16 protein-coding genes are annotated in these 21,175 nt (G+C 59.2%); 10 read left to right on the top strand and 6 right to left on the bottom strand.

Features of this window, described 5'->3' with window-relative positions:
- Positions 1–129 precede the first annotated feature (129 nt).
- Together ACRESJ_RS30725 and ACRESJ_RS30720 are read right to left on the bottom strand one after the other, a co-directional pair.
- Positions 130–1,605, bottom strand: coding sequence for an inorganic phosphate transporter (locus ACRESJ_RS30725; protein ID WP_431761261.1), 1,476 nt, complete (start codon positions 1,603–1,605; stop codon positions 130–132).
- Positions 1,606–1,982: 377 nt separating this feature from the next.
- On the bottom strand, positions 1,983–2,183 hold the full coding sequence (locus ACRESJ_RS30720; RefSeq protein ID WP_007976673.1) for a hypothetical protein: 201 nt from the start codon (positions 2,181–2,183) through the stop codon (positions 1,983–1,985).
- A 677-nt stretch (positions 2,184–2,860) separates the two neighbouring features.
- On the opposite strand from ACRESJ_RS30720, the gene pcaR reads away from it, so the two are divergent.
- The 9 genes from pcaR to pcaC all read left to right on the top strand — a co-directional run bounded on the left by pcaR (position 2,861) and on the right by pcaC (position 12,475).
- Complete coding sequence (pcaR, locus tag ACRESJ_RS30715) at positions 2,861–3,703, top strand: pca regulon transcriptional regulator PcaR (protein WP_431761260.1); 843 nt, start codon at positions 2,861–2,863, stop codon at positions 3,701–3,703.
- 127 nt (positions 3,704–3,830) lie between these two features.
- Entirely contained in the window at positions 3,831–5,177 is a 1,347-nt protein-coding gene (locus tag ACRESJ_RS30710) for an MFS transporter (RefSeq protein WP_431761259.1), read from the top strand.
- Positions 5,178–5,465: 288 nt separating this feature from the next.
- Positions 5,466–6,323 carry a CoA transferase subunit A gene (locus tag ACRESJ_RS30705; RefSeq protein ID WP_431761258.1) on the top strand — a complete coding sequence of 286 codons (858 nt, stop codon included), beginning with the start codon at positions 5,466–5,468 and terminating at the stop codon, positions 6,321–6,323.
- Positions 6,323–7,102 carry a CoA-transferase subunit beta gene (locus tag ACRESJ_RS30700; RefSeq protein WP_431761257.1) on the top strand — a complete coding sequence of 260 codons (780 nt, stop codon included), beginning with the start codon at positions 6,323–6,325 and terminating at the stop codon, positions 7,100–7,102. The genes ACRESJ_RS30705 and ACRESJ_RS30700 overlap by 1 nt, the downstream gene beginning before the upstream one ends.
- Positions 7,099–8,304, top strand: coding sequence for a 3-oxoadipyl-CoA thiolase (gene pcaF / locus ACRESJ_RS30695; RefSeq protein WP_431761256.1), 1,206 nt, complete (start codon positions 7,099–7,101; stop codon positions 8,302–8,304). The genes ACRESJ_RS30700 and pcaF overlap by 4 nt, the downstream gene beginning before the upstream one ends.
- A gap of 249 nt (positions 8,305–8,553) precedes the next feature.
- Complete coding sequence (locus tag ACRESJ_RS30690; protein ID WP_431761255.1) at positions 8,554–9,861, top strand: MFS family transporter; 1,308 nt, start codon at positions 8,554–8,556, stop codon at positions 9,859–9,861.
- 43 nt (positions 9,862–9,904) lie between these two features.
- Entirely contained in the window at positions 9,905–11,269 is a 1,365-nt protein-coding gene (locus tag ACRESJ_RS30685; RefSeq protein WP_431761254.1) for a 3-carboxy-cis,cis-muconate cycloisomerase, read from the top strand.
- A gap of 11 nt (positions 11,270–11,280) precedes the next feature.
- Entirely contained in the window at positions 11,281–12,072 is a 792-nt protein-coding gene (gene pcaD / locus ACRESJ_RS30680) for a 3-oxoadipate enol-lactonase (protein WP_431761253.1), read from the top strand.
- A 10-nt stretch (positions 12,073–12,082) separates the two neighbouring features.
- Positions 12,083–12,475: a 4-carboxymuconolactone decarboxylase gene (pcaC, locus tag ACRESJ_RS30675; protein WP_431761252.1), complete on the top strand. Its 393-nt coding sequence runs from the start codon at positions 12,083–12,085 to the stop codon at positions 12,473–12,475.
- Positions 12,476–12,610: 135 nt separating this feature from the next.
- Here the strand turns inward: pcaC and ACRESJ_RS30670 are convergent, their stop codons facing one another.
- The 4 genes from ACRESJ_RS30670 to emhA form a co-directional block, all read right to left on the bottom strand.
- The gene (locus ACRESJ_RS30670; RefSeq protein ID WP_431761251.1) at positions 12,611–13,870 is read right to left on the bottom strand and encodes an OprD family porin; all 1,260 of its coding nucleotides are present in this window, start codon (positions 13,868–13,870) and stop codon (positions 12,611–12,613) included.
- 416 nt (positions 13,871–14,286) lie between these two features.
- Positions 14,287–15,747, bottom strand: coding sequence for an efflux RND transporter outer membrane subunit EmhC (gene emhC, locus ACRESJ_RS30665; RefSeq protein ID WP_431761250.1), 1,461 nt, complete (start codon positions 15,745–15,747; stop codon positions 14,287–14,289).
- A complete protein-coding gene (emhB, locus tag ACRESJ_RS30660) occupies positions 15,747–18,908 on the bottom strand; it encodes an efflux RND transporter permease subunit EmhB (RefSeq protein ID WP_431761249.1) in 3,162 nt (1,053 codons plus the stop codon). Before emhB ends, emhC begins: the two co-directional genes overlap by 1 nt.
- 3 nt (positions 18,909–18,911) lie before the next feature.
- On the bottom strand, positions 18,912–20,069 hold the full coding sequence (gene emhA, locus ACRESJ_RS30655) for an efflux RND transporter periplasmic adaptor subunit EmhA (protein ID WP_431761248.1): 1,158 nt from the start codon (positions 20,067–20,069) through the stop codon (positions 18,912–18,914).
- Positions 20,070–20,335: 266 nt separating this feature from the next.
- Here emhA and emhR point away from each other — a divergent pair, with 266 nt between their 5' ends.
- Positions 20,336–20,968, top strand: a complete 633-nt coding sequence (emhR, locus tag ACRESJ_RS30650) for an efflux system transcriptional repressor EmhR (protein ID WP_431761247.1) — start codon at positions 20,336–20,338, stop codon at positions 20,966–20,968.
- Positions 20,969–21,175 lie beyond the last annotated feature (207 nt).

Raw genomic sequence — 21,175 nt, 5'->3', positions numbered from 1 at the left:
GCCTTCGGCAGCTCCTACATTGGAATGCATTTGTCCTGTAGGAGCTGCCGAAGGCTGCGATCTTTTGATCCCTTGGCAATAAAAAAGGCGCGTTCCTCACGGAGCGCGCCTTTTTTGTTCGGCTGCCTATCAGCTGCCGAGTGCCTTCGAAGCCAGCCAGAACAATCCGGCCGACAGGGCGACCGTGGCAGGCAGGGTCAAAACCCAGGCCAGCAGGATGGTTTTGACGGTGCCGCCCTGCAGGCCGCTTTTGTTGGCGACCATGGTGCCAGCCACGCCCGAGGACAGAACGTGGGTGGTGGACACCGGCAGGCTGAAGATGTTGGCCATGCCGATCAGGCTGGCGGTGGTGATCTGCGCCGACATGCCCTGGGAATAGGTCATGCCCTGCTTGCCGATCTTCTCACCGATGGTCAGTACCACACGCTTCCAGCCAACCATGGTACCCAGGCCCAAGGCCAGGGCGACCGCCAGAATCACCCAGAACGGGGCGTATTCGGTGGTGGTGGTCAGGTCCTTGCGCAGCTTGTCCAGGTCAGCCTTTTCACGGGGGGCCAGGCTTGGCAACTTGCTGACCTTCTTCGCCGTGTCATCCAGGCAGAGCAGGTAGCGACGCACTTCGATACGGCTTTCCGACGGCAGCGAGTGGTAGTCGGCTACACCTTTAAGAGTGCCCAGCAGCGCGTTGATGGTCGGTTCGGTCTGTTGCGGGTTGCAACGGAATTTCTCCGGCAGATCACCTTCGACACTTTTACCCAACGCCAGGAACTCGCCCAGGGTTTCAGCGTTGCGCTTGTAGAACTGGCTCAAGTGCAAGGTGGCGTCGCGGGTACGCTCGATCTGATACGTGGTGCTGTTCAGATCCAGTACGAACTGCGCCGGCACGATACCGATCAGTACCAGCATGATCAGACCGATACCTTTCTGACCATCGTTGGAACCGTGCACGAAACTCACGGCCATGGCGGAGATCACCAATACCAGGCGGTTCCAGAATGGCGGGTGTTTCTTGTCGTCGATCTTGCGGCGTTGTTCCGGTGTCTTGTGCATCTTCGACAGCGGGCGCCACCATTTGAGACCGATCAGGATCAGCGCGGCGATCAGGAAACCCGCCATTGGCGAGAATACCAGCGACATGGCGATATCGATCGCCTTCTGCCAGTTCACGCCATCGGCCAGCGGTATCCCGTTGATCAGGGCGTTGGCCAGTCCCACGCCGAGGATCGAACCGATCAACGTATGGGAGCTGGAGGCGGGGATACCGAAGTACCAGGTGCCCAGGTTCCAGGTGATGGCTGCGGCGAGCAACGAGAAAACCATCGCCAGGCCATGGCCGGTATTCACATTGATCAGCAGCTCCACCGGCAGCAAGTGGACGATGGCATACGCCACGCCAACGCCACCCAGCAACACGCCGAGGAAATTGAACACACCGGAAAAGAACACGGCCAGATGAGGCGGCATCGCTTTGGTGTAGATAACAGTGGCTACCGCGTTAGCGGTGTCATGAAATCCATTGATGAACTCGAAGGCGAGGACAAAAGCCAGGGCGAGCAAGAGGCTCACAAGCACCCAAGCATCCAGTCCGCTGAATAAATCGATCATGAAGGTTTTCTGACCCGGTCATAAGGGGGCGCGATTATGCCAGAAAAGAGTGTCAATCAATGCACTAGCTGCTCGTCGGTAACATTCTTCAATGAATTATTTTGCGGCAATGCCCCGCGTCCCGGTGATTTTCAGGGGGTTGCAAGTCATTGAATTTCTTCGGAAAGCCTGATGCTGCAAGGGTTTCGCTCGCTGGAAGGAGGGGGCGGAACGCTTGTGTGAAATTTCTGAAAGGAGGGTCAGACGTGAGCCTTTTACCCTGTCAGATGTGCAAGGTAGCCGCCGCCCGCTCGTAGCGGGCGCAAAAGGCAACATCAATACATCCCGCTTTTAGCGAGTGCAAACGCAGACCCTTGTAAGGATTAAAGCCGAGGCCGTCATGGCTCTTCGGCTTTGAGTTCCTTTTCCATTTTTTCCAGTTCTTGCTGGAAAACCTGATCCTGAACGGTGGCGCGCTTACGCCAGGGTTTGCGTTCCGGTTCGGGTTGAGCGGCGTAGGTGGTGACTTCCCCGCCGTAAACTTCCTTGTAACGTTGTTCCTGGCGCTCAAGTTCCGCGCGCAGTTCGTCTTTCGTCACAGTGCTACCTGATTGAGTTGAGGTTAATTCTGGTGAAACGCGCTGCAACCAATGCATTGACCATGCTCGTCGAATGACAAGGCCTGTGAAAGGCATCGTTTTTTACGGCAGGGCGATCAATACGTCCATGTTGCAGGCGGCCACGCCACCAGAGATAAACAGCTGACGCAGCATCAGCTTCCTGTTTCAGCGAGCGCGTTGGCGATGCAAATGCAATGAGCGTCGGGCGCTTGCTGTAGGTAGCGGCGATGGAACATCGCGCCACCGAGTAGCGGAGTCGGTATGTAGAAAACCGTCGGGCTACTGGTTTGCATTATAGCGAGGGATTCGCAGAACTCTATCTCCGAAGAGTTAAAAGCAGGTTTTGATGTGTGATTGTTTTCTTACTCACAACTTTTACCTTTAACTAGCGCGCTGAATGATGTCATTGTGCAGTGATGTCTTTCTGGCGCCATTAAGTCGAACAACTTAGGGTAATACATGGCGCTTGTAAGTCTGGATTCAAGCCGAAATAAAAAATATATAACCCGTTCTTTCAACGGCTGTATCCGGGGAGGAGGCCGATTGCGATTATCGGTCGATGGTTCGATAATCGCCCGGTCTTGCTTGGCCGGGCTTGTGCGCCAGGCCGCTAGCCGCTTGTAATAGTCGCTGATCCGTGTGGGAAAGGACCTGGTATGAACGATCAATTGCGCAATTCTTTCGCTTCAGTGGCACCGCCCATTGTTGCTTCGCCCGCCAAGCGCATCCAGGCCCTGACGGGGGACCCGGACTTCATGACTTCGCTGGCCCGTGGCCTGGCTGTCGTGCAAGCCTTTCAGGAGCGCAAGCGGCACCTGACCATTGCCCAGATCAGCCACCGCACGGAAATTCCCCGCGCCGCTGTCAGACGTTGCCTGCACACGTTGATCAAGCTCGGCTACGCCACCACTGACGGTCGCACTTATTCATTGCTGCCCAAAGTGCTGACCCTCGGCCATGCCTATGTGTCTTCCACGCCGCTGGCGGTTTCAGCCCAGCCTTACCTGGACCGCATGAGCGAGCAACTGCACGAGGCGTGCAACATGGCCACCCTGGAGGGTGATGACATCTTGTACATCGCCCGTTCGGCCACCACGCAGCGTCTGATCTCGGTCGACCTCTCGGTGGGCGGGCGGTTGCCGGCCTATTGCACGTCAATGGGGAGAATCCTTCTCGCGGCGCTGGATGACACTTCGCTGCGTGAATACCTTGACCACGCTGACCTGCAGGCCAAGACCAGCCGTACCCTGCATACGCCCGAAGCGTTGCTTGAATGCCTGCAAGAGGTACGGCAACAGGGCTGGTGCATCGTCGATCAGGAACTCGAGCAGGGCCTGCGCTCGATTGCCGTTCCGGTGTATGACGCTTCCGGCCAGGTGGTTGCTGCTCTTAACGTCAGTACCCACGCCGGGCGGGTCAGCCGCAACGAACTGGAACAACGCTTCCTGCCGGGCCTGTTGAGTGCCAGCCGCGACCTCAGCTCTCAGCTGTTTACCTAAGCTGTTCGATAAACGCACAGAGTCGCGTGCGGTAGATTGACGCTGTTTCCTGCAGATAATTAATGTGCGGCAGCGCCAGCGTTGGCTGGCAACTGTTCGACTGCATTATCTGCATGGAATAACAATAATGAACCAGCCCCAGTCTGCTGTAGGAAACTGCCTCGACGTGCAGTCCTTCATCAATGCCCAACCCATTTCGCGCTACCAGTGGCGTGTGGTGATTCTGTGTTTCCTGATTGTCTTCCTCGATGGCCTCGACACGGCGGCCATGGGGTTTATAGCACCCGCACTTTCTCAGGATTGGGGAATCGATCGCGCCAGTCTCGGGCCAGTGATGAGTGCCGCATTGATCGGCATGGTCTTCGGCGCACTGGGCTCCGGCCCATTGGCTGACCGCTTTGGACGAAAAGTCGTACTGGTCGGTGCAGTGTTTTTGTTCGGCGCCTTCAGCCTGGCTTCGGCCTATTGCACGAATGTTGAGCAACTGCTGGTGTTGCGCTTCCTGACTGGCCTGGGGCTGGGCGCCGGCATGCCAAACGCCACGACGTTACTGTCGGAGTACACCCCGGAACGCAAAAAGTCCCTGCTGGTGACCAGCATGTTCTGTGGCTTCAATCTGGGCATGGCGGGGGGAGGGTTTATTTCGGCCAAGTTGATTCCGGCGTTTGGCTGGCACAGCCTGCTGCTGATCGGCGGGATCTTGCCGTTGATCCTTGCCGTTGTGTTGTTGCTGTGGCTGCCGGAGTCGGCGCGTTACCTGGTCGTCCGTAACCGTGACACCGACAAGGTGCGCAAGACGCTGGCGCCGATTGATCCGACGGTGGTTGCCCAGGCTTCCAGCTTTAGCGTACCGGAACAGAAAACCGTGAAGGCGCGCAATGTATTTGCGGTGATCTTCTCCGGCACCTACAGCGTCGGCACATTGTTGCTGTGGCTGACCTACTTCATGGGGTTGGTGATTGTTTACCTGCTGACCAGTTGGCTGCCGACCCTGATGCGCGACAGTGGCGCGAGCATGGAGCAAGCGGCGTTCATCGGAGCGTTGTTCCAGTTCGGTGGTGTGTTGAGCGCGGTGGGCGTAGGTTGGGCGATGGACCGGTTCAATCCGCACAAGGTGATCGGTACTTTCTACTTGCTGGCCGGTGTCTTTGCCTACGCGGTCGGGCAGAGCCTGGGCAACATCACCTTGTTGGCGACCCTGGTGTTGGTGGCGGGGATGTGTGTCAACGGCGCGCAATCGGCGATGCCGTCTTTGGCTGCGCGGTTCTATCCGACCCAAGGGCGAGCGACCGGTGTGTCATGGATGCTCGGTATCGGCCGCTTCGGCGCGATCCTAGGTGCGTGGATGGGCGCAACGCTGTTGGGTCTGGGCTGGAATTTCGAACAGGTGCTGACCGCGTTGGTGATTCCGGCGGCCTTGGCGACTGTGGCGGTGGTGATCAAGGGCATGGTCAGCCATGCGGATGCGACCTGATTAATTTTTTACCGGATTGGCTCGTTCCCATGCTCTGCGTGGGAATGCCTCAATGGACGCTCTGCGTCCGTTTTTGGGACGCGGAGCGTCCCGGGCTGCATTCCCACGCAGAGCGTTGGAACGATCAGGCAGAAAAGATAGCTGAACAACAATGTGTTCGATAATCGAACGATTAGTCGATTATCGGATTGTCCGGCGTTTTTCACAGGCTTAATCTTCAGTGACTGCGGCGCTGCGCATCGGCGCCTTTTTCCACTGTCGGTTAATAACAAATGGGAGCCTGCCCCAATGGCTGAAATTCTTTCGCTGCACGACGCGGTGAAGCAATTCGTAAACGACGGCGATACCGTTGCACTCGAAGGCTTCACTCACCTGATCCCGACGGCGGCGGGTCACGAAATCATTCGTCAGGGCAAAAAAGACCTGACCCTGGTACGGATGACGCCTGACCTGATTTACGACCAGTTGATCGGTGCCGGTTGTGCTCGCAAGCTGATCTTCTCCTGGGGCGGCAACCCTGGCGTTGGTTCGTTGCACCGTCTGCGTGATGCCGTCGAGAAGCAGTGGCCCCATGCCCTGGAAATCGAAGAACACAGCCATGCCGACCTGGCCAATGCCTACGTCGCCGGCGCTTCCGGCCTGCCATTCGCAGTGCTGCGTGCCTACGCCGGTTCCGACCTGCCGAAGGTCAACCCACTGATCAAATCCGTTACCTGCCCGTTCACTGGCGAAGTGCTGGCCGCCGTGCCTTCGGTACGTCCGGACGTCACCGTGATCCATGCACAGAAAGCCGACCGCAAGGGCAACGTGCTGCTGTGGGGCATTCTGGGTGTGCAGAAAGAAGCCGCTCTGGCCGCCAAGCGTTGCATCGTTACCGTTGAGGAAATCGTTGACGATCTCAAGGCGCCGATGAACTCCTGCGTCCTGCCGACCTGGGCCCTGAGCGCGGTCTGCCATGTACCAGGCGGCGCGCATCCGTCCTACGCCCACGGCTACAACGAGCGTGACAACCGTTTCTACCAGGCTTGGGACCCGATTGCCCGCGACCGCGAAACCTTCACCGCGTGGATCAACGAGTTCATTCACGGCAGCGCTGACTTCAGCGAGTTCAAGGCCAAACTGGCCGCCGCTTCGGAGGCGAAGTAATGACTTACACCACCAATGAAATGATGACCGTTGCCGCTGCCCGTCGCTTGAAGAACGGCTCGGTGTGCTTCGTGGGCATCGGCCTGCCATCCAAAGCGGCCAACCTGGCTCGCCTGACGTCCTCGCCGGACGTGGTGCTGATCTACGAATCGGGCCCGATCGGTGCCAAGCCAAGCGTACTGCCACTGTCGATCGGTGACGGTGAGTTGGCGGAAACCGCTGACACCGTGGTGCCGACAGGCGAGATTTTCCGCTACTGGCTGCAGGGTGGTCGCATCGACGTCGGTTTCCTCGGCGCTGCCCAGGTTGACCGTTTCGGCAACATCAACACCACCGTGGTTGGCGACTACCATGCGCCGAAAGTCCGTTTGCCGGGCGCTGGTGGCGCGCCGGAGATCGCCGGGTCCGCCAAGAGCGTGTTGATCATCCTCAAGCAATCGTCGCGTTCGTTCGTCGACAAGCTGGACTTCATTACCTCGGTCGGCCACGGCGAAGGCGGTGACTCGCGCAAGCGTCTCGGCCTGCCAGGCGCCGGTCCGGTGGGGATCATCACCGACCTGTGCACCATGGAGCCGGAAGCCGGCACCAACGAATTTGTCGTCACCGCCTTGCACCCTGGCGTAACCCGCGAGCAAGTGATCGCCGCCACCGGCTGGCCGATCCGCTTCGCCGACAGCGTTGACGTCACCGCCGAGCCGACTGAAGTCGAGCTGACCGCGCTGCGTGACCTGGAAGCCCGTACCGCCGCGGCCCACGGCCAAGCACCCGGAGAAGCGTGATGCGTGAGGTTTATATCTGCGACGCGATTCGCACCCCTATCGGCCGTTTCGGCGGTGGTCTGTCGACGGTTCGCGCCGACGATCTGGCCGCCGTGCCGATCAAGGCCTTGATGGAGCGCAATCCATCGGTGGACTGGACGGCCGTAGACGAGGTGTTCCTCGGCTGCGCCAACCAGGCCGGTGAAGACAACCGCAACGTGGCGCGCATGGCGCTGCTGCTGGCCGGTCTGCCGGAAACCATTCCCGGCGTGACCCTCAATCGACTTTGCGCTTCGGGCATGGATGCGATTGGCACGGCGTTCCGCGCTATCGCCAGCGGCGAGATGGAGCTGGCGATTGCCGGTGGCGTCGAGTCGATGTCCCGCGCGCCGTTTGTGATGGGCAAGGCTGATGCAGCGTTTTCCCGGAACATGAAGCTGGAAGACACCACCATCGGCTGGCGCTTCATCAACCCGTTGATGAAAGCCCAGTACGGCGTGGACGCGATGCCACAGACCGCTGACAACGTGGCTGACGACTACAAGGTGTCCCGTGCTGATCAGGACGCGTTCGCCCTGCGCAGCCAGCAACGCACCGCTGTGGCCCAAGCCGCAGGCTTCTTTGCCGAAGAAATCGTCGAAGTGCGCATTGCCCACAAGAAGGGTGAGACCGTGGTCAGCCAGGACGAGCATCCTCGCGCCGACACTACGCTTGAAGCCTTGACCAAGCTCAAACCGGTCAACGGCCCCGACAAAACCGTCACAGCCGGTAATGCTTCGGGTGTGAACGACGGCGCAGCCGCGTTGATCCTGGCTTCGGCTGAAGCGGTGAAGAAACACGGCCTGACTGCACGCGCCAAGGTGCTGGGCATGGCCAGCGCCGGTGTTGCGCCACGGGTGATGGGCATTGGCCCGGTGCCAGCAGTGCGCAAACTGATTGAGCGCTTGGGTGTGGCCGTCAGCGATTTTGACGTGATCGAACTCAACGAAGCTTTCGCCAGCCAAGGCTTGGCGGTATTGCGCGAGCTGGGGATTGCTGATGACGCGGCTCAGGTCAACCCGAACGGTGGCGCCATTGCCTTGGGGCATCCGTTGGGCATGAGCGGTGCGCGTCTGGTACTGACGGCGCTGCATCAGCTTGAGAAAACCGGTGGCAAGAAAGGTCTGGCGACCATGTGTGTTGGTGTTGGTCAGGGTCTGGCATTGGCGATCGAACGCGTGTGATGCCAAGAGGGTGTTCTTCGATGAATGAACGAACACCCATTCCCTACTGTGGGAGCGAGCCTGCTCGCGATGGCGGTGTGTCAGTCAGCATTCGTGTTACTGGTGTACCGCCATCGCGAGCAGGCTCGCTCCCACAGGGATCTCCACCAAGGGATTCTTTAAAGGGAAAAATGTTGCTGATTCAACTGTGGAACGGGACTGTTGCAAAGTATGTCTAGACTTTCACTGTCCCCATCGAGTGAACAAACAATGACAACCCCAACTTCAGCTCCAGCAGCGCTCTATACGGGCGAGGAACGCAGCAAGCGGATCTTCGCCATTGTCGGCGCCTCGTCCGGCAACCTGGTCGAGTGGTTCGACTTCTATGTCTACGCCTTCTGCGCGATCTATTTCGCCCCGGCGTTTTTCCCGTCCGACAACCCCACAGTGCAGTTGGTCAACACCGCGGGCGTATTCGCTGCCGGGTTTCTGATGCGACCGATTGGCGGCTGGATTTTCGGCCGACTCGCGGACAAGCACGGCCGCAAAAATTCAATGTTGATCTCGATTCTGATGATGTGTTTCGGCTCGCTGCTCATCGCGTGCCTGCCGACCTACAACAGCATCGGGGTCTGGGCGCCGGTTCTCCTGCTGTTCGCCCGTTTGCTACAAGGCCTGTCGGTGGGCGGCGAGTACGGCACCACCGCCACCTATATGAGTGAAGTCGCCCTCAAGGGCCAGCGCGGATTCTTCGCTTCTTTCCAGTACGTGACGCTGATCGGCGGGCAACTGTTGGCGGTGTTGCTGGTGGTGATCCTGCAGCAGTTCCTCACTGAGGATGAGCTGCGTGCCTACGGCTGGCGGATTCCCTTTGTGGTGGGTGCCTGTGCGGCGCTGATTTCGCTGTACCTGCGTCGTTCGCTGAAAGAAACCACCAGCAAGGAAATGCGCGAGAACAAGGACGCCGGCAGCATCAGCGCACTGTTTCGTGACCACAAAGCCGCTTTCATTACCGTGCTGGGTTACACCGCCGGTGGCTCGCTGATTTTCTACACCTTCACCACGTACATGCAGAAGTACCTGGTGAACACCGCCGGTATGCCTGCCAAGACCGCCAGTTACATCATGACCGGCGCGCTCTTTTTCTATATGTGCATGCAACCGTTTTTCGGCATGCTCGCCGACAAGATCGGTCGACGTAATTCGATGCTCTGGTTTGGCGCTCTCGGAACCTTGTGTACCGTACCGATTCTGCTGAGCCTGAAAAGTGTCAGCAGCCCTTTCCTGGCCTTCGTGCTGATTACCCTGGCCCTGGCGATCGTCAGTTTCTACACCTCGATCAGTGGCCTGGTAAAAGCTGAAATGTTCCCACCGGAAGTGCGCGCACTGGGCGTGGGCCTGGCGTATGCGGTGGCGAACGCGATCTTCGGTGGCTCGGCGGAATATGTGGCGTTGAGCCTCAAGGCAGGCGGCATGGAAAACTCCTTCTACTGGTACGTGACGGTGATGATGGCGATTGCATTCCTGTTCAGCCTGCGTCTGCCGAAACAGGCCAAGTACCTGCACCACGACCTTTGATCTTTACGCGGGCCTGACCGGCCCGCGCCTCCAGGGATTGTTTATGAACCAGCGACCGGGCAATCAATTGTTCGATGCCTATTTCACTGCTCGCGATATGCGAGAAGTGTTCTGCGATCAGGGCCGGGTCCAGGCCATGCTCGATTTCGAAGCAGCACTGGCCCGGGCCGAAGCACGGGTTGGCTTGATTCCGCAAAGCGCCGTTGCCCCCATCGAAGCCGCCTGCCAGGCCGGGCATTTTGACTTTGCCGCTCTCGGTGAAGCGATTGCCATCGCCGGTAACTCGGCGATTCCGCTGGTCAAGGCACTGGGCAAGCAGATCGCTTCGCAAAGCCCGGAGGCTGAGCGTTACGTGCATCTGGGCGCGACCAGTCAGGACGTGATGGACAGCGGCCTGGTGTTGCAACTGCGCCGGGCGCTGGAGCTGATCGAAACGGATCTGGCGCAGTTGGGACAAATGCTGGCGACTCAGGCCCAGCGCTATGTGGCGACACCGTTAGCGGGGCGCACCTGGCTGCAACACGCCACACCTGTCACTTTGGGGATGAAAATCGCCGGTTGGCTTGGGGCGGTGACCCGCAGCCGCCAGCGTTTGCTGGAGCTCAAACCACGCCTTTTGGTGCTGCAGTTCGGTGGCGCTTCCGGCACCCTCGCGGCCCTCGGTGATCAAGCCATGCCGATTGCCCAAGCCCTCGCTGAAGAACTGCAACTGACGTTGCCGGATCAGCCGTGGCACACCCAGCGTGACCGCGTGGTGGAATTCGGCGCAGTGCTCGGCCTGATTGCCGGCAGCCTCGGCAAGTTGGGACGTGACATCAGTCTGCTTATGCAAACCGAAGCGGCTGAAGTGTTCGAGCCCTCCGCGCCGGGCAAGGGTGGTTCGTCGACCATGCCGCACAAACGCAACCCCGTGGGTGCTGCGGTGCTGATCGGCGCGGCGACCCGCGTGCCGGGCCTGATTTCGACGCTCTTCAGCGCCATGCCCCAGGAACACGAGCGCAGCCTCGGCCTGTGGCATGCCGAGTGGGAAACCCTGCCGGAAATCTGCTGCCTGGTGTCCGGTAGCCTGAAGCAGGCGCTGCTGGTTGCCGGCGCCCTGGAAGTGGATGCCGAGCGCATGGCGCGCAATCTCGATCTTACGAACGGCTTGGTGCTCGCCGAAGCGGTCAGCATCGTCCTCGCCCAGCGGGTAGGGCGCGATACGGCGCATCACCTGCTGGAGCAATGCTGCAAGCGCGCCGTCGCCGAACAACGCCATCTGCGCGCAGTACTCGGTGACGAACCGCAAGTAACTGCCGAGTTGTCGGCCGCTGAACTCGATCATCTGCTGGACCCCGCTCACTATCTCGGCCAGGCCAAAACCTGGGTCGAGCGTGCGGTGGCTGAACATTCTGCATTGACTGCCTGAAGGAGATTACCGTGGCTTTTGTACAACTCGCCGATGGCGAACTGCATTACCAACTTGATGGCCCGGTGGATGCGCCGGTGCTGGTGCTGTCCAACTCCCTGGGCACCGACCTGCACATGTGGGACGCGCAAATTCCGGCGTTCACCGAGCGTTTTCGCGTGCTGCGTTTCGACACCCGCGGTCACGGCAAGTCGCTGGTGACGCCTGGCCCTTACACCATCGAGCAACTGGGCCGTGACGTGCTGGCGCTGCTGGATGCCTTGCACATCGAACGTGCGCATTTCTGCGGTCTGTCCATGGGCGGGCTGATTGGCCAATGGCTGGGCATCAACGCCGGTGAGCGTCTGAATAAACTGATCGTCTGCAACACTGCAGCGAAAATCGGCGATCCGTCGATCTGGAATCCTCGCATTGAGACGGTCTTGCGCGATGGTCAGGCAGCCATGGTTGCCCTGCGCGACGCTTCGATCGCGCGTTGGTTCACCCCGGATTTCTCCGAAGCCAATCCAGCGGCAGCCAAGCAGATTACCGACATGCTCGCGGCCACTTCGCCAGAAGGTTACGCGGCCAACTGCGCCGCGGTGCGCGATGCCGATTTCCGCGATCAGTTGTCTTCGATCAAGGTGCCATTGCTGGTGATTGCTGGCACTGAAGACGCGGTGACACCACCGTCTGGCGGGCACTTCATCCAGGAACATGTACCGGGCGCCGAGTACGCTGAGTTCTACGCCGCGCATTTGTCCAACGTCCAGGCCGGCAACGCGTTCAGCGAGCGGGTACTGGCGTTTCTGTCGGCTCATTGAGGGTTTTGTCGTGGATGAGAAACAACGTTACGACGAAGGCCTGAAAGTCCGTCGCGAAGTATTGAGTGATGCCCATGTCGACCGCAGCCTGAGCACCCTGACCGAGTTCAACTCGGAGTTTCAGGAAATGATCACCCGCCACGCCTGGGGCGACATCTGGACCCGTCCGGGCCTGCCGCGCCACACCCGCAGCCTGATCACCATCGCCATGCTGATCGGCATGAACCGCGAAGGTGAGCTCAAACTGCACCTGCGCGCCGCCGCCAATAATGGCGTCAGCCGCAGCGAGATCAAGGAAGTGATCATGCAGAGCGCGATCTACTGCGGGATTCCAGCGGCGAATGCCACGTTCCACCTGGCGGAGTCGGTGTGGGATGAGTTGGGGATTGAATCGCGGGAGTAAATCCGGTGATGTGCGGTGCCTGATCTGACGCTATCGCGGGCAAGCCCGCTCCCACAGGATTTATGTGTGCCACACGATTTGGGCATTACACAAACCTTGTGGGAGCGGGCTTGCCCGCGATGGCGGCGGTGAGGATTAAAGCAGGCTGATCGGATAGCTGATGATCAGCCGGTTCTCATCGAATTCGTTGTTGCTGTAGTCCCGGCGTATGGTCGAATTGCGCCATTTCACGTTCAGGTCTTTCAGCGCGCCGCTCTGCACGGTGTAGCCCAGTTCACTTTCTCGCCCCCATTCCTTGCCGTCAGTGATGCTGCCGGTATGCACGTTGTCGCCACTGATGTAGCGGTTCATCAGGGTCAGGCCGGGCACACCGAGGGCTACGAAGTTGTAGTCGTGACGCACTTGCCAGGATTTTTCCCGGGCGTTGTCGTAGCTGGAGTTGTAACTGTCGTTGGCCAGGGTGCCGCCGCTGGTGCCGTTGACCCGCATCCAGGCGTTGTCGCCAGTGAGTTTTTGCAGGCCGACATAAAAGGTGTTGCCGCCGTATTTCGCCGAGAACAGACCGTACATGGTTTTGTTGTCCAGCTCGCCGGCGCGGGCGCTGCCGTCATCCTTGCCGTAGAAGAACCCGAGATTGGCACCCAGGGTCCAGTCACCCAGCGGCTGACTGTGGGTCAGGTTGATGAATTGCTGGCTGTAGATGTCCTTGAGCTCGGCGTTCCATAGACCAATCTGCGTACGCTTGTCATTGAACAGGTATTCACCACCCTGGAAGTTGAATCGATCGGAAGTGAACGCTGCTTTTCGGGTCATCGACATGTCGTCCATGCTGCTGTCATCACGCGGGCTGTTCTGGCGGAACTGGCCGCCGTAGAGCGTCAGCCCGTTGATTTCCTTCGACGTGATCTGCCCGCCGCGGAAGGTTTGCGGCAGCGAGCGACCGTCGTCCGAGCGCAGGATCGGCAGCACCGGCATCCATTCCCCAACCTTCACTTCGGTTTGCGATAGCTTGGCCTTGAAGGCCACGTTGGTGCGGCCAAAGTTGTCGGCCGGTCGCCCGTCATGGTCCAGCGGCAGCAGTTGCGTACCGCCAGTGCCTTTGCCGCCGTCGAGCTTCACCGAATACAACCCCAGCACATCCATGCCGAACCCGACGGTGCCTTGGGTAAACCCTGACTTGGCGTCGAGGATGAAGCTTTGTGTCCACTCTTCGGCTTTGCCTTGAGACTTGGTCGGGTTGGTGAAGTTGCGATTGATGTAGAAGTTGCGCAGGTTCAGGTTGACCTTGGCCCCTTCGACAAACCCAGCCTCTTCGGCGTAAGCGGGTAAGGCTGCACTGGCCAGGGCGGCGGCGATAAGGCTGGGAACGAAATACTGCGCGGTGGAAGGCGTCATGTGCTCGGGTCTCTCTAATTCTTGGGATGAAACGGTGTAGTGCCGCAGCCGGGGTGGATGCAGACAGACAGTCGACATTTTTTGGTGGAGCGTGGGAATCAGCCGGACAGGGCAGGGCGCGGGGGCATGGTGTCGAACCTGTTGTTATTGGTTTTGTAGGTCGATGGTGATGTGAATGTACTAGGTGGTTCAATATCGAGAGGCGGGTTTTGGGCGATTATCGAACCGAGTTTGATCCGGGTTTTGTGGTTTATTCACTGGCCTCATCGCGGGCAAGCCCGTTCCCACAGAATTGAGTACAGACGCAAAACCTGTGGGAGCGGGCTTGCCCGCGATGGGGCCGGGACTGACAACAACAATTTCCCAAGACAAAAAAAGCCCACCAAATCGGTGGGCTCTCTTTTTTCACAGCGCTATCAGAAATACTTCATCTTCGGCGCTTCTTCTTTCAACGGCTCGTTCTTCGCCGTTTGTTCGTTCCAGCCACCGCCCAGTGCCTTGTACAGGTTCACTGCGCTGACCAGTTGCGCCAGACGATCGGTGATCAGGGCCTGTTCGGCGCTGAACAGCTGACGCTGTGCATCGAGGAAGGTCAGGTTGCTGTCGACACCGATGCGGTAACGACGCTCGGCCAGGCGGTAGTAGTCCTGGTTGGCACTGACGAAATCTTTCTGTGCCTGCAACTGTTGGACGTAGGTCTGGCGGGCGGCCAGGCCGTCGGCGACTTCCTGGAAGGCCGTTTGAATGGACTTCTCGTAGTTCGCCACGCCGATGTCTTTCTGGATTTTCGAGTAATCCAGGCTGGCACGCAGGCTGCCGGCATTGAAGATCGGCAGGTTGATCTGCGGCTGGAACAGCCAGGTGCCCGAACCACCCTTGAACAGACCAGACAAGTCCGGGCTCAAGGTCCCGGCGTTGGCCGTCAGGCTGATGCTCGGGAAGAACGCTGCGCGCGCCGCGCCGATGTTGGCGTTGGCCGCCTTGAGGTTGTACTCGGCTTGCAGGATATCCGGACGACGTTGCAACAGGTCCGACGGCAGGCCAGGCGGTACCTCGCTCAGCAGATCGTCGTTCAGCGGTTGGGCCGCTGGCAGGTTGGCCGGGATGCCGGTGCCGAGCAGCAGGACCAGGCTGTTTTCGTCCTGGGCAACCTGACGGGTGTAACGGGCCAGTTGCGCACGGGCGTTTTCCACCGTGGTACGCGACTGCGCCAGGTCCAGTGCGGAGGCGACACCCACTTCGTTGCTGCGGGCGGTGAGCCTGTAGCTCTCTTCGAACGTGGCGAGGGTGTCCTGGGTGACCTTCAGCAGTTCCTTGTCGGCCTGCCAGGTCAGATAGGCATTGGCCACGCTGGCCACCAGGCTGATCTGGGTGCTGCGGCGGCCTTCTTCTGTGGCGAAGTACTTCTGCAGCGCTTCTTCGCTCAGGCTGCGAACCCGACCAAACAGGTCGAGCTCATACGCGCTGATACCGACGGTGGCCGAGTAGGAGCTGACGACGCCCGATTGACCGTTTTGCGTGGAATTTTCCGGAACCCGCTGGCGGTTGCCGCTGCCATTGGCCGAAACGGCGGGGAACAGATCGGCACGCTGAATGCGGTATTGAGCCGCGAAGGCGTCGATGTTCAGCGCCGCGACACGCAGGTCACGGTTGTTTTCCAGGGATACCTGGATCAGCTGCTGCAGCGCTGGGTCATGGAAAAACTGCTTCCAGCCCTGTTCGGCAGCGGCCTGGGCCGGTGCCTGGGTCGGCGAATATGCCGGCCCTTCAGGGTATTGACTCGCCACCGGAGCGTCCGGCTGCTGATAGTCAGGTATCAGCGAGCAACCACCGAGCACAAAGGCGGCGATTGCCAGGGAGAGTAGCGACTTGCTCATTAGCCAGCCTCTTTAGAAGTTTCAATCGCGTCATCCTGGTCCGCGTTTTTACGCTGACCCAAGGCCGACACAGTGACGAAGAACAGTGGGACCCAGAAGATCGCCAATACGGTTGCAGTGATCATACCGCCAATCACGCCGGTGCCGATTGCATGCTGGCTACCGGAGCCCGCGCCCGTGGAGATAGCCAGTGGCACCACACCGAGGACGAATGCGAGCGAGGTCATGATGATCGGTCGCAGACGCATACGGCAGGCTTCGATGGCTGCGTCGCGCAGGGTGCGGCCTTGCTCGTGCAGTTCCTTAGCAAATTCGACAATCAGAATGGCGTTTTTCGCCGCCAGACCGATAGTCGTCAACAGACCTACCTGGAAGTACACGTCGTTGGACAAACCGCGCAGGCTGGTGGCCATCAGCGCACCGATGATCCCCAGCGGCACCACCAGCATGACCGCGATCGGAATCGACCAGCTTTCATACAGCGCCGCCAGGCACAGAAACACCATCAGCAGCGAAAGGGCGTACAGCGCTGGCGCTTGCGAACCGGACAAGCGTTCCTCGTACGACAGACCCGTCCAGGAAAGACCGACACCGGCCGGCAGTTTCTTGGCGATGGCTTCGACTTCGGCCATGGCTTCACCGGTGGAGTAACCCGGAGCCGGGGCGCCGAGGATTTCCATCGCTTCTACGCCGTTGTAGCGCGACAACTTGGGCGAACCGTAAATCCACGTACCTTTGGCGAACGCCGAGAACGGAACCATGGTGCCCGTGCTGTTGCGCACGTACCACTTCTTCAGGTCTTCAGGGCTCATGCGAGCGCCGGGCTGGCCTTGTACGTAAACCTTCTTCACCCGACCACGGTCGATGAAGTCGTTGACGTAGCTACTGCCCAAGGCAATCGACAGGGTGCTGTTGATGTCCGCGATGGTAATGCCCAGGGCACTGGCCTTCTCGTCATCGATTTCCAGCTCGTATTGCGGCTCGTCGTTCAGGCCGTTCGGACGCACTTGTGCCAGCACTTTGCTTTGCGCCGCCATGCCGAGGAACTGGTTGCGCGCCTGCATCAGCTTCTCGTGACCCAGCCCTGCGCGGTCCTGCAGGAACACGTCGAAACCGGTGGCGTTACCCAACTCCAGCACCGCTGGCGGGGCGAAGGCGAACACCATGGCATCACGGAAGGTGAAGAAGTGCTGTTGGGCACGGGCCGCCACCTTGAACACACTGTTGTCGGCGTTACGCTCGTCCCATGGTTTGAGCATGATGAACGCCAAACCCGAGCTCTGGCCACGGCCGGCGAAGTTGAAGCCGGTCACGGTAAACACCGAGTTCACCGCATCGCCTTCACCACCGTCCTTGCCTGGACGCAGCAGGAACTCACGCATTTCGTCCACGACCACCTGGGTGCGCTGGGACGTCGAACCGGCTGGGGTTTGCACCTGCGCGAACAGTACGCCCTGGTCTTCTTCCGGCAGGAACGCTGTTGGAATACGGGTGAACAGCCAGATCATGCCGACGACGATGATCAGGTAGGCCAACAGGTACGGCGCTTTGTGCGTAAGCATGTTGCCCACGCCACGCTCGTAGCTGCTGACACCGCGGTCGAAGTTGCGGTTGAACCAGCCGAAGAAGCCGCGCTTGGGGGTGCCATGCTCACCTTTTTTAATCGGCTTGAGCATGGTGGCGCAGAGCGCCGGGGTGAAGATCAGCGCAACCAGTACCGACAGGGCCATGGCCGAGACGATGGTGATCGAGAACTGCTTGTAGATCACACCGGTGGAACCGCTGAAGAACGCCATTGGCAGCAGTACCGCCGACAACACCAGGGCGATACCAACCAGTGCACCCTGGATCTGGCCCATGGATTTCTTGGTGGCTTCCTTGGGCGACAGGCCTTCTTCGCTCATCACCCGCTCGACGTTTTCCACCACGACGATGGCATCGTCCACCAACAGGCCGATGGCCAGCACCATGCCGAACATGGTCAGGGTGTTGATGCTGAAGCCGGCTGCCGCGAGGATCCCGAACGTACCCAGCAATACCACCGGCACGGTCATCGTGGTGATGATGGTGGCGCGGAAGTTTTGCAGGAACAGGAACATCACCAGGAACACCAGTGCAACCGCCTCAATCAGGGTGTGAACCACGCCCTTGATCGACTCGGTCACCACTGGAGTGGTGTCGTACGGGAATACCACTTCCATCCCTTCTGGGAAGAACGGCTTGAGGTTGTTGATGGTTGTACGCAGGGCCTTGGCGGTATCCAGAGCGTTGGCACCGGTGGCCAGCTTGACGGCCAGACCGGAGGCCGGCGCGCCGTTGAACTGGGCGTTGATGCTGTAGTTCTCGCCACCCAGACCGACTTGTGCGACATCTTTCAGACGAACCTGGGAGCCATCCTTGTTGACCTTGAGCAGGATCTTGTCGAATTGCTCAGCGGTCTGCAGGCGGGTCTTGCCAATGATCGTCGCGTTCAGTTGTGTACCGGGCAGGGCAGGCAGGCCGCCGAGTTGACCGGACGACACCTGCACGTTTTGCGCGGCGATGGCGGTTTTGACGTCGATCGGGGTCAGGTTGTAGTTATTCAACTTGGCCGGGTCGAGCCAGATACGCATGGCGTACTGGGAACCGAACACCTGGAAGTCGCCGACACCGGCTGTGCGCGAGATCGGGTCCTGCATGTTGGACACGATGTAGTTGGACAGGTCGTCCTTGGTCATGCTGCCGTCGCGCGACACCACGCCGATCACCAGCAGGAAGTTCTTCACTGCCTTGGTCACGCGGATACCCTGTTGCTGCACTTCTTGCGGCAACAGCGGGGTGGCCAGGTTCAGCTTGTTCTGCACCTGAACCTGAGCGGTGTCGGAGTTGGTGCCTTGTTCAAAGGTCGCGGTGATGGTCATGGTGCCGTCGGAGTTACTTTCCGAGGACACATAACGCAGGTTGTCGATACCGTTGAGCTGCTGTTCGATCACCTGCACCACGGTGTCCTGCACGGTTTGCGCAGAAGCACCCGGGTAGGTCACAGAGATAGCGATCGCAGGCGGCGCAATGCTCGGGTATTGGTTGATCGGCAGTTTCAGGATCGATAGAGCCCCGACCAGCATGATCACCAAGGCAATTACCCAGGCGAAAATCGGACGGTCGATAAAAAATTTCGACATGGTTTACTTCCCTTGGCCGTTGGCAGCCTGATCAGCTGCCTTGGCGGGGGTTGGGTTTTTTGCATTGACGTTGGTGGCGTCAGTTGGCTTGACTTCGATGCCTGGCTTGACGAATTGCAGGCCTTCAGTGATCAGGCGATCACCCGCTTTCAGGCCGTCTTCGATCAGCCACTGGTTACCAACGGTGCGGCTGGCCTTGAGCTGGCGCAGTTCGACCTTGTTATCCGGGCCGACGACCAGTGCGGTCGGCGTGCCTTTGAGGTCGCGGGTTACGCCTTGCTGCGGGGCCAGGATTGCCGCGCTGTTCACACCGGCCTGCAACTGGGCGTGCACGAACATGCCTGGCAGAAGCGTGTGTTCAGGGTTCGGGAATACGGCGCGCAAGGTGACGGAACCGGTGGTCTGGTCAACCGACACTTCGGAGAACTCCAGCTTGCCGTCGAGTTTGTACTGGCTGCCGTCTTCGAGGGTCAGCTTGACCGTCGCTGCATTGTCGCCAGCCTTCTGCAGGCGACCGCTTTCCAGTTCGCGACGCAGTTCCAGCAGCTCGACCGAGGACTGGGTGACGTCGACGTAGATCGGGTCGAGTTGCTGAATGACTGCCATCGCTTCGACCTGGGCATTGCTGACCAGCGCGCCTTCGGTCACCGAAGAACGACCGATACGGCCTGTCAGTGGTGCATAGACCTTGGTGTAGCGCACATTGATCTGAGCCGTTTGCAGCGCGGCTTCCGATTGCAGGCGGTTGGCCACGGCGGTGTCGTATTCCTGACGGCTTACGGCCTGCTCGTCGACCAGTTGTTTGTAGCGGTCGGAGATCGATTTGGTCGAACGCAGGTTGGCTTCAGCGCTTTTCAAGGTCGCTTCGTAGACCGACGGATCGATCTGATACAGCTGCTGGCCGGCTTTGACGTCGCTGCCTTCCTTAAACAGGCGTTTAAGAATGATGCCGTTGACCTGCGGACGGACTTCAGCCATGCGGAACGCACTGGTGCGACCCGGCAGTTCGGAGGTGAGCGTAAACGTTTGCGGCTGCAGGGTGACGACGCCGACCTGAGGGGGGGGTGCGACCGGTGCCGCTTCTTCCTTTTTGCATCCGCTGAGCAGCGATGCCAAGGCGACGGCGGCGACCAGAGCGGTAACAGCTGGCTTGAATTGCATGAAAATCCTCGGGTCAGGCGCGTAAGAAACGCACAAGAAAACATGGAAAGTAAAAATTGAGTATCGAGTGGATAAGTAGCTTGCTAAGGAATATACTTACGTTCACGGCTGTTTGTAAATACCTTGGCTATGTAAACAAGCCTTTACACAACCCGTTGAAAGGTCCGAATTGTAGGTCCGGGGACGAAACCCAAGAACGTTCGCCCCGCTTTTATTCAGCTGATAGTCAGACATCGCTGAAGCATCCTGATTGAGGTTGTACTGCCATGGTTCGTCGCACCAAAGAGGAAGCTCAAGAAACTCGCGCCCAGATACTCGAGGCGGCTGAAAAAGCCTTTTACGAGCGGGGCGTGGCGCGCACGACACTGGCGGATATCGCGGCCCTGGCCGGTGTCACTCGCGGCGCTATCTATTGGCATTTCAGCAACAAGGCGGATCTGGTGCAGGCCATGCTCGACACCTTGCATGAGCCGCTGGAAGAGATGGCCAAGGCCAGTGAAAGCGAAGACGAGCTTGACCCTCTTGGCTGCATGCGCAATTTGTTGATTCATTTGTTTCATCAGATCGCGCTGGACCCGAAAACCCGGCGCATCAACGAAATTCTGTTTCATAAGTGTGAATTCACCGATGAAATGAGCGACCTGCGCCAACAGCGCGTAGCTGCCTGCCTCGACTGCAATGTGCGGATCGGCCTGGCCCTGAGTAACGCTGTGAATCGTGGACAGTTGCCGGAAAATCTCGACACCGCTCGAGCCGCCATCAGCTTGCACGCCTACATCGATGGCATCTTGTATCAGTGGCTACTGGCCCCTGACAGCTTTCAACTGCACATCGAGGCTGAGCGTTGGGTCGATACGGGGTTGGATCTGTTGCGCTTCAGTCCCAGTCTGCGCAAATGAAACAAAATGCGAAATCGATCTATTGTGCGTCAACCGTTGAAGCGTTGGATGAACAGTTCTTTACTCGCTCTACGGCAATGGGGTGCTTTTATATACGTAGGCTCGACCGGTTGACAGGTAGCAAGCTCGGTATTTTGTAGGGATTTTGTGTCGCCTTTGTGAGAAATAGCGGATATCCCCGACCTCTTGGTAGGAGCTGCCGAAGGC

The organism is Pseudomonas sp., assembly GCF_050739655.1.
In the GTDB taxonomy this organism is placed as follows: Bacteria; Pseudomonadota; Gammaproteobacteria; order Pseudomonadales; family Pseudomonadaceae; genus Aquipseudomonas.
The sequence above is the reverse complement of the archived record's forward strand: the minus strand, read 5'-3'. Positions and strand labels throughout refer to the sequence as shown.